The following is a 13,432-nucleotide window of genomic DNA, read 5'->3' as shown; positions in this document are numbered from 1 at the left end:
GCCGGCCCCTTCGTCGCACCGCCGATCCGCGTCGGCCAGGGTGCGGTCACCAGAATCGCGAAATCTCGCAATAAAAACCTATTGACATGACATATCAGCGTAGGCATCGTACTCCGCTGGAAGGTCTTTTAAAGCGCTTTAAATCCAGTCAACCCCCGGGTCTCCGGAGCGAAGGGAAACCGCGTCATGCCGTTGGAAGTCCTGACCATGGGCCGTGTGGGAGTGGATGTGTATCCGCTCCAGACCGGCGTGGGGCTGGCGGAGGTCACCTCGTTCGGCAAATACCTCGGCGGCAGTCCCACCAACGTCGCCGTGGCGGCCGCCCGCTACGGGCACTCCTCCGCCGTCATCACCAAGACGGGCCGTGACCCGTTCGGGGACTACGTCCGCACGGCCCTGGAGGGCTACGGCGTCGACAGCCGTTTCGTCGGTACGTCGGACATCGCGCCGACGCCGGTGACCTTCTGCGAGATCTTCCCGCCGGACAACTTCCCGCTCTACTTCTACCGCCTGCCGAGCGCCCCCGACCTGGACATTCACCCCGGTGAGCTGGACCTGGACGCCGTGCGCGACGCCCGTGTCTTCTGGGTCACCGGCACCGGCCTGAGCGAAGAACCGAGCCGCTCGGCCACCCTCGCGGCCCTGGCACACCGGGCGAAGTCCGGCACGACGGTCTTCGACCTCGACTGGCGGCCGGCGTTTTGGAAAGACGCAGCCTCGCGCCATCCCGACCAGGCGCGTACGTACTACGCCGAGGCCCTGTCCCACACCACGGTGGCCGTCGGCAACCTCGACGAGTGCGAGGTTGCCACCGGCGAGCGTGATCCGTACGCCGCCGCGAAGGCCCTGCTCGCCGCCGGAGTGGAGCTGGCGGTGGTGAAGCAGGGGCCCAAGGGCGTGCTGGCTGTCGCCCGCGACGGTTCGGCCACCGCGATACCGCCGGTCCCGGTGGACGTCGTCAACGGCCTCGGTGCCGGTGACGCCTTCGGTGGCGCGCTCTGCCACGGCCTGCTGTCCGGCTGGGACATCCGCCGCACGCTCGCCTTCGCCAACGCCGCCGGCGCCATCGTCGCGGGCCGCCTCGCCTGCTCCGACGCCATGCCGACGGAGGCCGAGGTGGAAGCGAAGCTCCACCCGGCGACCCCCGCTCCTACGGCCCCCGATTCCCTCGACGATCCCCAGCGAGAGGTGTGACGACGTGCTCTCTGACCATGTGAACCGGATCGTGGAGGCCCGGGTCAACGCCCCCGGTTCCATCGCGGCAGCGGCCGCGCGACGCGTGAAGGCCACCTCCCCGCTCGGCGGGCACGGCAAGGCGATGATCATCGCGGCGGACCATCCGGCGCGCGGCGCCAACGGCGTGGGCGGCGACCCGAACGCCATGGCCGACCGCTTCGAGCTGCTCGACCGCTTGTGTGTCGCCCTGGAGCGGCCCGGTGTGACCGGTGTGCTGGCCACCGCCGACATCCTGGAGGACCTGCTGCTCCTCGGCGTCCTCGACGGCAAGAGCGTCTTCGGCTCCATGAACCGCGCCGGGCTCGCCGGCTCGGCGTTCGAGATCGACGACCGGTTCACCGGCTACGACGCCGAGACGATCGCCGAGATGGGCTTCGACGGCGGCAAGATGCTCACCCGTATCGCGCTCGACGACCCGGCGACCCCGTCCGTACTGGAGAACACCGCCCGGGCCGTGGACGAGCTGAATGACCGTCAGCTCATCGCCATGGTCGAGCCGTTCCTCAGCGGCTGGCAGGACGGGAGAGTCCGCAACGACCTCTCCCCCGACGCCGTCGTCAAGTCGATCACCATCGCCTCCGGGCTGGGCCGCCGCACCGCCTACACCTGGCTGAAGCTGCCGGTCGTGAACGACATGGAGCGTGTGCTGTCCGCCTCGACGCTGCCCGCACTCCTGCTGGGCGGCGAGGTCACAGATCCCGCGGCGGCGTTCGCATCCTGGGGCAAGGCTCTCAAGCAACCCACCGCGCAGGGCCTGGTCGTGGGCCGCTCGCTCCTCTACCCGTCGAACGGCGATGTCGCCGGGGCGGTGGACAAGGCGGTGAGCCTGCTGTGACGGACACAAGCAAGTACCACCTGCCGAAAGGGACTTCGTCCGACGGTCCGTACGACCTCCTCGTCACGCCCGAGTCGGCGGGCTGGGGATACTCCGGCCTCAGAATCCTGACCCTGAGGCCGGGCGGGACGCACACGCTCACCACCGGTGACTCCGAGTTCCTGGTGCTCCCCCTGCGCGGCGGCTGCACAGTCACCGTCGGCGGGCAGAGCTTCGAACTCGACGGCCGTACGGGCGTCTTCGCCTCGGTCACCGACTTCGCGTACGTACCCCGGGGGTCCGTGGCCGTCCTGGGCAGCGCCGCCGGAGGAACCTTCGCACTGCCCTCGGCCCGTACGGGGCAAGGCGGCCTCCGCGCCCGCTACGGCCCGAAGGACACAGTGCCCGTCGAGCTGCGCGGCGCCGGAAACTGCTCCCGCCAGGTCAACAACTACTGCCTGCCCGGCACCTTCGACGCCGAGCAGCTGCTGGTGTGCGAGGTCCTCACGCCCGGCGGCAACTGGTCCTCGTACCCGCCGCACAAGCACGACGAAGCGCGCCCCGGAGCCGAATCCGAGCTGGAGGAGATCTACTACTTCGAGGTCGGCGGCGGCGAGCGGGCCTTCGGCTACCAGCGCGTGTACGGCACCGCGGACCGGCCGATCGACGTGCTCGCCGAGGTCCGCTCCGGTGACACCGTCCTGATCCCGCACGGCTGGCACGGGCCGTCGATCGCCGCGCCCGGCTACGACCTCTACTACCTCAACGTCATGGCGGGCCCAGGCCAGGACCGCGCCTGGCTGATCTGCGACGACCCCGCGCACGGGTGGGTCCGCGAAACCTGGGAGTCCCAGACCGTCGACCCCCGTCTCCCCTTCGCCGGCGAGGAGGCCCCACGATGACCACGATCCGCCTCACCACCGCCCAGGCCCTGGTCCGCTTCCTGGCCAACCAGTACAGCGAGCGCGACGGCCAGGAGCAACGGCTGATCCCCGGCGTGTGGGGCATCTTCGGGCACGGCAACGTGGCCGGGATCGGGCAGGCCCTGCTCCAGGCCGCCGTCACCCGGGAAGCCGACCTCCCCTACTACCTGGCCCGCAACGAACAGGGCATGGTGCACGCGTCCGTGGCGTACGCCAAGATGCGCGACCGGCTGGCCACCTTCGCCTGTACGGCGTCGACCGGCCCCGGCTCCACGAACATGATCACCGGCGCGGCGCTGGCCACGACCAACCGGATTCCGATCCTGCTGCTGCCCAGCGACATGTTCGCCACCCGGGCCGCAGACCCGGTGCTTCAGCAGCTGGAGGACACCCGGGGCGGGGACGTCACGGTCAACGACGCCTTCCGTGCCGTATCGAAGTACTTCGACCGCATCTCGCGTCCCGAACAGCTGATCCCTGCCGCGCTGGCCGCGATGCGGGTGCTGAGCGACCCGGTGGAGACCGGCGCCGTCACGCTCGCACTGCCGCAGGACGTGCAGGCGGAAGGCTTCGACTGGCCGGCCGAGTTCTTCCGGCGCCGGGTCTGGCATGTGGGCCGCCCGGTGCCGGAGCCGGCCGCCGTCGAGCGGGCCGCGCGGCTGCTGCGCGGCGCACGCAGGCCGCTGATCGTGGCCGGAGGCGGGACCGTCTACTCGGGTGCCGAGACCGAGCTGCGTGCCTTCGCGGAGGCCACCGGCATCCCGGTCGCGGACACGCACGCGGGCAAGGGCGCGGTGCCGTGGGACCACCCGTACGCGGTGGGCGGCATCGGCTCCACGGGTTCGTACGCGGCCAACGAGCTGGCGAAGGACGCCGATGTCGTGCTGGGCATCGGCACCCGTTACTCCGACTTCACCACCGCCAGTCACACGGTCTTCGGCAATCCGGACGTCACGTTCGTCAACCTCAACGTGGCCCGGCTGGACGCCGTGAAGCACTCGGCGGAACCGCTGGTGGCGGATGCCCGGTTCGGCATCCAGGCGCTGGCGGGTGTGCTCTCCGACTGGGAGGTCGACCCCGCCTACCGGGACCGCATACGTCAACTCATCGCGCGCACACGGGAGATCGAGAACGAGTGCTTCAACCGGGCGCACGGCCCACTGCCCGCCCAGACCGAGATCCTCGGCGCACTCAACGACGTCCTCGACGACCGCGCCGTCGTCATCAACGCCGCCGGTTCCCTGCCGGGCGACCTGCAACAGCTGTGGCGAGCCCGGGATCCGAAGGCGTACCACGTCGAATACGCCTACTCCTGCATGGGGTACGAGGTCGCGGCCGGCGTCGGCGCCAAGATGGCCGATCCGTCGCGCGAGGTCGTCGTACTCGTGGGCGACGGCTCATATCTGATGATGGCTCAGGAAATCGTGACCATGGTCTCCGAGGGGCTGAAGGTCATCGTCGTCCTGGTGCAAAACCATGGCTTCGCGTCCATCGGCGCGTTGTCGGAGTCGCTCGGCTCGCAGCGGTTCGGCACCAAGTACCGCTTCCGCAACGGCGATTCGGGCCAGCTCGACGGTGACGTACTCCCCGTCGACCTCGCCGCCAACGCCTCCTCGCTCGGCGCGGACGTTCTGCACGCCACCTCCGTCGACGAATTCCGTGCGGCGATGGAGAAGGCGAAGGCGGCCACCCGCACCACGGTCGTGCATGTCGAGACCGATCTGTACGGGCCGAATCCGCCCGGCCACGGCTGGTGGGACGTACCGGTCGCCCAGACGTCCGCCCTGGACTCCACCCGTGCCGCATACGAGACGTACGCCTCCCACAAGCTCGACCAGCGCCACTACCTGTAAGGACACCCTCACGTGACAACCATCCAGCACTGGATCAACGGCACGCCCGCCGAGGGCTCCGCCCCGCACACCGCGCCGGTGTTCAACCCGGCCACCGGCCTGGAGCAGGCGCGGGTCCTGCTCGGCGGCGGCTCCGATGTCGATGCCGCCGTCGCGGTCGCCACTGCCGCGTTCGAGACCTGGTCGGAGTCGTCGCTGGCGCAGCGCACCCAAGTGATGTTCGCCTTCCGGCAGTTGCTCGTGGAGCATGAGGAGGAGCTGGGCCGGATCATCTCGGCCGAGCACGGCAAGACGGTCGACGACGCGCGCGGCGAGATCACACGCGGCCGGGAGGTCGTGGAGTTCGCGTGCGGGCTCGGCGACGTACTGAAGGGCAGCTTCTCGGACCAGGTGTCGCGCGGTGTCGACGTGCACAACTTCCGGCAGCCGCTCGGTGTCGTCGCGGGGATCACGCCCTTCAACTTCCCGGCCATGGTGCCTCTTTGGATGCACCCGATGGCCATCGCCACCGGCAACACCTTCGTCCTGAAGCCCAGTGAGCGCGACCCGTCCGCCGCGAACTTCGTCGCCGAGCTGTACCGGCGCGCCGGTCTCCCGGACGGCGTCTTCAACGTCGTGCACGGCGGCAAGGACGCGGTCGACGCGATCCTCACCCATCCCGGCATCGAGGCCGTCTCCTTCGTCGGCTCGACGCCCATCGCCAAGTACGTGCACGAGCAGGCCACTTCGCACGGCAAGCGGGTCCAGGCGCTCGGCGGCGCCAAGAACCACGCCGTCGTGCTGCCCGACGCCGACATCGAGTTCGCCGCCAACCACATCACGGCGGGCGCCTACGGCTCGGCCGGCGAGAGGTGCATGGCCGTGTCCGTCGCCGTCGCGGTGGGTACGGCGGCCGATGCACTGGTCGAGGCCCTGGAGCTCAAGGCGCGCGAGGTCAAGGTCGGCCCCGGTGACATGCCGGGCGTCGAGATGGGGCCGCTCGTCACCAAGGCATCGCAGGAGCGCGTCGAGCACGCCGTCGGTGTCGCCGCCAAGCAGGGCGCGACGGTCGTCGTGGACGGGCGCGGGCTGAAGGTCGACGGTCACGAGGAGGGCTTCTTCACCGGGCCGTCCCTGCTCGACCGGGTCACCGCCGAGATGGACGCGTACAAGGAGGAGCTGTTCGGGCCCGTGCTCGCCGTCGTCCGGGTGGACTCGCTCGACGAGGCGATCGACCTCATCAACGCCAATCCGTACGGCAACGGAACTGCCCTGTTCACCGGCAGCGGTGAGGCGGCACGCCGGTTCCAGCGCCGGATCAAGGTCGGCATGATCGGCATCAACGTCCCCGTGCCGGTGCCGATGTCGTACTACTCCTTCGGCGGCTGGAAGGACTCCCTCATCGGCGACTCCCCCGTCCACGGCCCCGAGGGCATCCGCTTCTACACCCGCCCCAAGGTCGTCACCACGCGCTGGCCGCAGCCCGCCCAGCAGGTGAACGCCGGGTTCAACTTCCCCACCTCCAACTGAGATCTCCCGATCCCTCCCCCAAGGACACGCCATGACCACATCCAGCAAGCCGATCTCCGTCGCGGTGATCGGAGCCGGCATGGCCGGCCGCAGCCACGCCGCGGGTTACCGCAACGTCAACACGGTCTTCGGCGCCGGTCTGCCGCCGGTCCGGCTGGCCGCGATAGCCGACGCCAACGTCGAGCTCGGCGTCGACGCCGCCCGTCGTTACGGGTTCGAGAAGGCGCTCCCAAGCTGGGAGGCCGTCGCCGAGGACCCGACGATCGACGCCGTCAGCATTGTCGTGGGCAACGCGCTGCACCGCCCGATCGCGGAGGCGCTGGTCGCCGCGGGCAAGCACGTGCTGTGCGAGAAGCCACTGGCCGGGTCGTTGGAAGACGCCCGTGCGATGGCGGAGCTGGAGCGCACCGCCGAGGTCGTGACCGCCGTCGGCTACACCTTCCGCCGGTCCCCCGGCATCGCGGCGATCCGCGAGCATGTCCAGCGCGGCGAGCTGGGCGACCTCTCGCTGTTCAGCGGCCGGTACTGGTGCGACTACGCGACCGACCCGAACGGGCCGCTGAGCTGGCGGTTCAAGGGCGGCCCCGGTTCCGGCGCGCTCGGGGACGTCGGCTCGCACATCATCGACGCCGCCGAGTACGTCGCCGGGCCGATCGCCTCGGTGTCCGGTGCCTCGCTGTCGACGCAGATCCCCAAGCGGCCGCTGCCGCTCGGCGTGGTCGTCGGGCACAACGCCGCTCCCGTCTCCGACGAGTTCGGCGAGGTCGAGAACGAGGACACCGCGTCCTTCACCGCCCGCTTCGAGTCCGGGCTCGTGGGCACCTTCTCGGTGACGCGCACCGGCTTCGGTCTGCCCAACGGGCTCTCCTTCGACGTCCTGGGCCTGGGCGGCCGGGCCGCGTTCGACCAGCACCGGCCCGCCGAGTACCTCTTCGACGACGCCCAGCCCGAGGCCCGTACGCGCGGCGCCCGTCAGATCATCGCCGGCCCGCAACTGCCTTACTTCGCGGGCGGGGTCCCGATGGAGGCGCCGGGCGTGGGCGCCAGCAACGCCGACAACTTCACCTACCAGGCCCGGGCGTTCCTCGACCAGGTGGCGGGGGTCGCCGATCCGCTGCCGGCCTGTGCCACCTTCGCCGACGCGCTGCGGACCATGCAGATCATCCAGGCGGTCGTCGATTCCTCCCTGGGCGGCGGCGCGGTCACCGCGGTCCCGCCCGTCGCCTGACCTCGCATACAGCTCGTACACCCTGTTCAGAAGGAAGAGACACATGGCTCTCAAGCTCGGCGCCTACACCGCCTGTCTGCACGACCTCCCCCTTCCCGAGGCCCTCGACATCCTCAAGGAGAACGGCCTGACCTCCGTGGAGGTCAACACCGGTGGCTTCATCCCCTCCCCGCACTGCCCGGTCGATCTGCTGCTGTCCTCGGCCACCGCGCGTGCGGAGTACCTGGCGGCCTTCGCCGACCGGGGGATGGAGCTGACCGGGCTCAACTGCAACGGCAACCCGCTCAACCCGCTCCCGGGGGTCGGCCCGAAGCACGCCGACGACCTGCGCCGCACCATCCGGCTGGCGGGCCTGCTCGGGGTGCGACACGTGGTGACCATGTCCGGCACGCCAGGCTCCGACCCCGACGCCAAGTACCCGTCCTGGGTGGTGAATCCGTGGGACGGCGTCTACATGGACGTCCTGGACTACCAGTGGGGCGTGGCCGTCGAGTTCTGGAAGGAGATCGACGCGCTGGCCCGCGAGAACGACGTCCGGGTCGCCATCGAGATGCACCCGCACAACCTGGTGTTCTCCCCGGTCACCCTGAAGCGGCTCGTCGACGAGACGGGCGCGACCAACGTCGGCGCGGAGATGGACCCTTCGCACCTGATGTGGCAGGGCATGGACATCGTCGCCTCGATCAAGTGGCTGGGCCCGCTGGTGTTCCACGCCGCCGCGAAGGACGCGATGCTCTGCCCCGGCGCCGACATCCGTGGCGTGCTGGACACGTCGTTCACCCGGGTGCCCGCCGACGCACCCGGCAAGGTCCCGACCGGCTACGGCTTCTGGTGCAACGCCTGGCCCGAGAACCCGGCGTGGAAGTTCGTCGCCGTCGGTCTCGGCAACGACGTGCCCTTCTGGACCGAATTCCTGCGCGCCCTTGCGGAGATCGACCCGGACATGGCCGTCAACATCGAGCACGAGGACGCCGCCTACTCCCAGACCGAAGGACTCGCCCTGGCCGCCAAGAACCTGCACAGCGCCGCGGCAGCCCTCTGACCCACCCGCGTACGTGGCCCCGTTCCCGCCGACCGGGCACGGGGCCACGGCCCGGTCGGCATCGGTGCGCGCCTTCAGCCCGCCCGTTCCCTCCCGGAGAGAGGCCCTGCGAACTGCGACGGACCGCCGCATCTTCCTCACGATCCCGGGCGCTGCCCCGGCCACCGACTGCGCGGCGAGCAGCGCCAGCGCGCGATCCCTCTGCTGAAGGCTTGCCTCGACTCCGTGGCCGATCTGCTCGCGTACGTCCGCCGCACACCTGCCGTCGAACGCGCCTGCACTTCCTGGCCACGAACGCCTCCCAGACCATCGCCTGGCAGCGCTTCGACCTGGGCAGCCACACTCACGCCAGCCAGTACTGGATCACCGCCCTGCACAACGCGCGCCACCGGGGACCGCGAACTGGGGTCCGGCCGGTGCGAGGGACCCTCGCAGAATTTCACGCGTCTCGAAGATCAAGTTTGCCGTGCACGGCTCACATCCGCACAAGACGGCTCTGCTGGTGCCAGTCAGGTGCCGGGTGCGGGTGCTGTGCCCTCGCTTGACATAGTTGACCCCGCCAAAGCGGCAGGGAAGGAAGGGTCATGGACGAGGAACCGGTGCGCTACCGGGTCGAGTTCGCGAGTGGTAGTGCCGCCTCGGTGGAGAATCGGCGCTCCTTCCGCGACTGCGAGCGCAACGACATAGAACCCGACTTGCCCGGCTGGCCCCCTGGACAGGCCTTCGCGGTGCGGGGGTTCTTCGGCAAGCTCGGCCAACACGTCCGTGCTTTCATCACCGGGCTTCTGATGTTGCCGCTGTACATCATCGCCAGCGCCCTCGGCAGTCCCGCGTCGCCCGACAAGCGGGGGAAGCTGGAGGAGCGTGAGAACGAAGTCGACGACTTCCCTGTCATGTGGGCGGGCGTGGGCGAGACGGCTCGTACGCTGCCCTGGCAGCTCGATCCCTCCCGGCGGTCCTGGCGCACGGTGACCGAGATCGAACTGGCCGAGTCTGATGGGCTCGTGCGCATTACGTCGTACGAGGACACGGCGCGGGGCAGTTGGCTCGTCTCATGGGGCGGTGGCGAGAAGGTGCCCGGATCCGAGGCTGTCCTCTGGTCGCTGCCTCGGAAGGAAATCGTCGGCGCGGAGCTCAAGCGATTCAGTATGGCCGAGTCCGACTTCAAGATCTCGTTCCGGGATGGGTCGTGGGCCCGGCTGACGACGACGTCGGACAGTGCGCGCAGGATTGTGGCTCTGCTCTGTTCAGCCTGACCATCTGCACCGGCTGATACCGGGCGTTGCCGAGACCGAAGGAGACGCTGGTGACACCGCCGGTCCCCGGGTACTTCACCCGGCGGATCCACGAGCGACGAGCGCGACCGGGCCAACGGGCGGCACATCGGCGGGTGATGGTGAAACCTGCCAGGTCAGCTGGCGACGGGCCACACGCGCAGTAGGGCAGCGATCTTTGTGGCCGTGCAGGTGGGGTCGCGCAGTATCTCGCGCAGGCTGAGCGCGTCCTCGCGTGTGGGTTTGACCGGGATTCCGGAGGCTTCCAGGTACATGACGCCCGTCGCCGCGGCAACGGCCATGTTGGAGCGCTCCAGCCAGCGGCAGCGGCCGAGGATGTGCATCAAGGCTGCGGCACGGGCGTAGGGACCGTCGTAGACGGGCTGGTCCAGCAGTTCAGCCTTGTGGCAGGCGACCGCGGCCACCGGCACGCCGTAGTCGTCCGGGGACGGGTCTCCGGAGCCCGCGATCTCCGCGACCTGCAGGATCCAGGGGACGTCGATGTGCAGTTCCATTACGCGGCGTGTGCCCCCGGCGCGTTGCGGTCGGCGTCCTCGGCCTCGTCGAAGAGCTGCTGGTGCTCGTCCAGGAAGCGGCGCGCGGCGTCCAGGCCGCGCCGGCGCAGGCCGTCGGCGTCCTCGCGGACGAGACGGGCGATGTAGTCGCCCAGGTCCAGGCCGCGGTCCTTGGCCCGGGCCTGTGCGAGTTTCTTGACCTCGGGGTCGACGCGCACACCTAGCTGAGTCTTCGCCATACCGGCATGGTAACAGCTGTTACCAGCTATCCGGGCCTGGTGGTCGCGATGACGCCTCTGCCGGCCGGCAAGGGGCCCTATGCCGGCGCGGCCTACTGCGTCACCCTTGCGACGTTCGGTGACGTCACGTTCCTGCACGGCAACCGGCGCACCGGCACCGTCGACATCGACGGTCGGCAGTCGGTGCGAAGAACGGCTGCGTGTCAGCCGTCGGCAGGCCCGAGGGCGGGTCGGATGCACCGGCCCGCCCACTCTCGCCGGCCCTCCTTCTGAGTCGCCCGTGGTCAGGGGAGCTTGATCAGGGTGTAGTCGTCGCAGTAGCCGGCCGCCGAGCCGGAGTTCTTGTAGCAGTACACGGCGGCCGAGGTGGTGGAGGCGCCCGTGGTGAAGAAGATGGGCTGCTGGGCGTAGGAGGTCGTCGAGGCCCGCAGATAGGTCTCGGTGCCGCCGAAGCTCTTCACGCCGACCGCGACCTCCTCACCGGCGGTGCCCACCTTGGCCCAGGCTGCCAGCAGGTAGCTGGCGCCGGAGGTGAGGCCGCTGACCGTCTGGATGCCGCCGCTGGCGCTGGCTCCGGTCTGGAGGGCGTACGTGCCGGTGCGGGCGTTCGACGCGACCACACTCGACGCCGTGCCGGTGCTCTGGGTCCACGGGGTCAGGGTGCCGGTCTCGAAGCCGGGGTTGGTGACCGCGTTGGTGGCGGAGGACAGCGGCTCGACCGCGAGGTCGTCGCAGTAGCCCGCGCCGCTGCCGCCGGCGTTCTTCCAGCAGTAGACGGTGGCGGTGGTGCTGGAGGAGCCGGTGGTGAACAGGACCGCGGCCTGGGAGTACGACGTCGCGGCGATGTTGGCGTACGTCTCCGTGCCGCCGAAGCCCTTGACGCCGATCGCCAAGGTCTCGCCCGCCGTGGCCACCTTGCCCCAGCCGGTCAGCAGGTAGGTGGTCGACGGGCTCAGGCCGGTCAGCGCCTGGTTGGAACCGCTGCCGCTCGCCGCGGTGGTCAAGGCGTCGCTGCCGGTGTGCGCGTTGGCCGCGGTCACGGACGACGCGCTGCCGCTCGCCTGGGTCCAGGGCGACAACGCCCCCGTCTCGAAGCCCGCGTTGGTGAGCAGGTTGCCGCCGGTGCCGTTGTAGGCGCCGATGTTGGGGGCGGCCGTCGCGGAGACGGTGTTGCCGAAGGCGTCGTAGCCGCCGTTGGAGCTGATCACGGCCCCGGCCCGAAGCACCGGGGAGGACGCGTGCACCTGGTAGGCGTTCTTGCCGGTGTACGAGGACGAGGTGCTGGCGTTGCCCGCGTTGCGGAACTCGGGGTCCGCGGTCACCTTCGCGGCGTCGGTGGGCTCGCGGGAGGGGTGATTGCCGTAGAAGAGGTTGTTGGAGTAGGTCGAAGTACCGGTGGTGGTGAAGTAGTTGCCGGAGCCGTAGTTGAAGACCGCGTTGTTCCGGAAGGACAGGGCACCGCTGATGGACGTGCCGGAACGGGAGTACAGGATCGGGGTGCTCAGGCCGTCCCGGACGGAGAAGGTGTTGTTGTAGAACTGCGGGATCGCGGATGAACTGCCGCTCTGGTTCGGTACTCCGCCCACGAAGTGCAGGACGCCGCCGCCGTGGGTCTGGGTGCCGGAGGTGGGGCAGCCGGAGTTGCTGCCGTCGTTCTCGCTGATGTTGTAGCGGACCACCGTTCCGTCGCTGGGCACGGTCGAGGTGGGTTCGTTGGCGATGGTGAAGGGCGGCATCACCAGCAGGAAGCCGCCGAGGTTCTGGTGGCTGTAGTTGTACTGGAACGTGGTGTTGTGGTTGCCCCAGTCCACGTCGAAGCCGGTGCCGTCCGCGCCGTTGACGTGGCAGTAGACCTCGTTGTTCTGGACCACGGTGTTGCTGCTGCCGGACATCCAGATGCCGGCGGAGGCGCCGTTGCAGTACTGGCCGGACGGCGGGCAGGTCGCCTTCGCGCCGCCGTAGCCCGCCTTGTTGCCGTCGATCAGGGCGCCGTCGTTCTTCACCACGAGGATGTCGTCCGCGCCGTCGTAGGTCATCGTGTTGCCCCGGATGACGGTGCCCGTGGTCAGGCCGGTGCCCTGGCCGTCGGCGTCGGGGGTCACGGCCACCGCGATGCGGTCGACGTGGTCGAAGGTGTTGTTCTCGACCACGACGTCGTCCCAGGTGGAGACGGGGGTGGTGTGGTCGGTCTGGACGCCCACGCCCGCGTTGGTGGAGTACCAACCGCCGCCGTAGCCGGTGATGTTGTGGATGTACATGTCGTGCACGCGTATGTGGTGCAGGACGCCGCCGGAGCTGTTCTCGGCCAGAACGCCCGAGCGGTAGGCAGGTGAGGAGGCGTTGTCGACGAGCTCCAGGCCGCCGATGTCCCAGTACTGCTGGTTGAGCAGGTGGATGACCGCGCCCGTGGCGCCGGCCGCGTCGATGACCGGCTTGGCGCCGGAGCCGTAGGAGCTCATCGAGATGTTGCTGCCCGAGGCTCCCGAGCCGCCCGGGGAGAGCTGGCCGGTGCAGGTGGTGCCGGTGGCGAACAGGATGCTGTCGCCGGCGGCGAAAGTGGTGCTGTTGACGCTGCTGACCGAGTTCCAGGGGCTGGACTGGGTGCCTGTGCCGTTGGTCGTGGCGGAGCAGTTCACGTAGTAGGAGGTACCGGCGGCCAGGGCGGCTGAGGCCGGGAGGAGAAGGACGCCCGCCAGGGTGGCGAGCAGGGTGAGGATCCGGGATGCCCGGCGGCCCGGGCGGTCCGTTCTGCGACGCTTCATTGCGGCGCTCCTTGGTGGGTGAGGTGTCCTCCGCGCT

The 13,432-nt window shown here is 69.7% G+C and carries 11 protein-coding genes; 8 read left to right on the top strand and 3 right to left on the bottom strand.

Going from position 1 to position 13,432, the window contains the following annotated elements; translation table 11 throughout:
- Positions 1-186: 186 nt before the first annotated feature.
- From iolC to OG975_RS46145, 8 genes are all read left to right on the top strand, one after another.
- Entirely contained in the window at positions 187-1,194 is a 1,008-nt protein-coding gene (iolC, locus tag OG975_RS46180) for a 5-dehydro-2-deoxygluconokinase (RefSeq protein WP_406335765.1), read from the top strand.
- Between the two features lie 4 nt (positions 1,195-1,198).
- Positions 1,199-2,071 carry an aldolase gene (locus OG975_RS46175; RefSeq protein ID WP_406335764.1) on the top strand — a complete coding sequence of 291 codons (873 nt, stop codon included), beginning with the start codon at positions 1,199-1,201 and terminating at the stop codon, positions 2,069-2,071.
- On the top strand, positions 2,068-2,952 hold the full coding sequence (gene iolB / locus OG975_RS46170) for a 5-deoxy-glucuronate isomerase (protein WP_406335762.1): 885 nt from the start codon (positions 2,068-2,070) through the stop codon (positions 2,950-2,952). Before OG975_RS46175 ends, iolB begins: the two co-directional genes overlap by 4 nt.
- Positions 2,949-4,826: a 3D-(3,5/4)-trihydroxycyclohexane-1,2-dione acylhydrolase (decyclizing) gene (gene iolD, locus OG975_RS46165; protein WP_406335761.1), complete on the top strand. Its 1,878-nt coding sequence runs from the start codon at positions 2,949-2,951 to the stop codon at positions 4,824-4,826. Before iolB ends, iolD begins: the two co-directional genes overlap by 4 nt.
- 12 nt (positions 4,827-4,838) lie before the next feature.
- Positions 4,839-6,335 (top strand): CoA-acylating methylmalonate-semialdehyde dehydrogenase, encoded by a 1,497-nt coding sequence (locus OG975_RS46160; RefSeq protein ID WP_406335759.1) that lies wholly within the window; start codon positions 4,839-4,841, stop codon positions 6,333-6,335.
- Between the two features lie 31 nt (positions 6,336-6,366).
- A complete protein-coding gene (locus tag OG975_RS46155; RefSeq protein WP_406335758.1) occupies positions 6,367-7,563 on the top strand; it encodes a Gfo/Idh/MocA family protein in 1,197 nt (398 codons plus the stop codon).
- A gap of 43 nt (positions 7,564-7,606) precedes the next feature.
- Positions 7,607-8,605 (top strand): sugar phosphate isomerase/epimerase family protein, encoded by a 999-nt coding sequence (locus tag OG975_RS46150; RefSeq protein WP_406335757.1) that lies wholly within the window; start codon positions 7,607-7,609, stop codon positions 8,603-8,605.
- A 584-nt stretch (positions 8,606-9,189) separates the two neighbouring features.
- On the top strand, positions 9,190-9,861 hold the full coding sequence (locus OG975_RS46145) for a hypothetical protein (protein WP_406335755.1): 672 nt from the start codon (positions 9,190-9,192) through the stop codon (positions 9,859-9,861).
- A gap of 155 nt (positions 9,862-10,016) precedes the next feature.
- On the opposite strand, the gene OG975_RS46140 is transcribed toward OG975_RS46145, so the two are convergent.
- The 3 genes from OG975_RS46140 to OG975_RS46130 all read right to left on the bottom strand — a co-directional run bounded on the left by OG975_RS46140 (position 10,017) and on the right by OG975_RS46130 (position 13,395).
- Positions 10,017-10,394 carry a fic family toxin-antitoxin system, toxin component gene (locus tag OG975_RS46140; RefSeq protein ID WP_406335754.1) on the bottom strand — a complete coding sequence of 126 codons (378 nt, stop codon included), beginning with the start codon at positions 10,392-10,394 and terminating at the stop codon, positions 10,017-10,019.
- Positions 10,394-10,633 carry a hypothetical protein gene (locus OG975_RS46135; protein WP_327434526.1) on the bottom strand — a complete coding sequence of 80 codons (240 nt, stop codon included), beginning with the start codon at positions 10,631-10,633 and terminating at the stop codon, positions 10,394-10,396. The genes OG975_RS46140 and OG975_RS46135 overlap by 1 nt, the downstream gene beginning before the upstream one ends.
- A 284-nt stretch (positions 10,634-10,917) precedes the next feature.
- Positions 10,918-13,395, bottom strand: a complete 2,478-nt coding sequence (locus OG975_RS46130) for a carbohydrate binding domain-containing protein (RefSeq protein ID WP_406335753.1) — start codon at positions 13,393-13,395, stop codon at positions 10,918-10,920.
- Positions 13,396-13,432: the final 37 nt, after the last annotated feature.

Origin of the sequence: Streptomyces sp. NBC_00203, assembly GCF_045206325.1 — a bacterium.
GTDB lineage: Bacteria > Actinomycetota > Actinomycetes > Streptomycetales > Streptomycetaceae > Streptomyces > Streptomyces lutosisoli.
The sequence above is the reverse complement of the archived record's forward strand: the minus strand, read 5'-3'. Positions and strand labels throughout refer to the sequence as shown.

Excerpts from the sequence above, each read along its gene's own strand:
- iolC (WP_406335765.1), top strand. The coding sequence starts at position 187 with ATGCCGTTGGAAGTCCTGACCATGGGCCGTGTGGGAGTGGATGTGTAT.
- iolD (WP_406335761.1), top strand. The coding sequence starts at position 2,949 with ATGACCACGATCCGCCTCACCACCGCCCAGGCCCTGGTCCGCTTCCTG.
- OG975_RS46155 (WP_406335758.1), top strand. The coding sequence starts at position 6,367 with ATGACCACATCCAGCAAGCCGATCTCCGTCGCGGTGATCGGAGCCGGC.
- OG975_RS46150 (WP_406335757.1), top strand. The coding sequence starts at position 7,607 with ATGGCTCTCAAGCTCGGCGCCTACACCGCCTGTCTGCACGACCTCCCC.
- OG975_RS46145 (WP_406335755.1), top strand. The coding sequence starts at position 9,190 with ATGGACGAGGAACCGGTGCGCTACCGGGTCGAGTTCGCGAGTGGTAGT.
- OG975_RS46140 (WP_406335754.1), bottom strand. The coding sequence starts at position 10,394 with ATGGAACTGCACATCGACGTCCCCTGGATCCTGCAGGTCGCGGAGATC.
- OG975_RS46135 (WP_327434526.1), bottom strand. The coding sequence starts at position 10,633 with ATGGCGAAGACTCAGCTAGGTGTGCGCGTCGACCCCGAGGTCAAGAAA.
- OG975_RS46130 (WP_406335753.1), bottom strand. The coding sequence starts at position 13,395 with ATGAAGCGTCGCAGAACGGACCGCCCGGGCCGCCGGGCATCCCGGATC.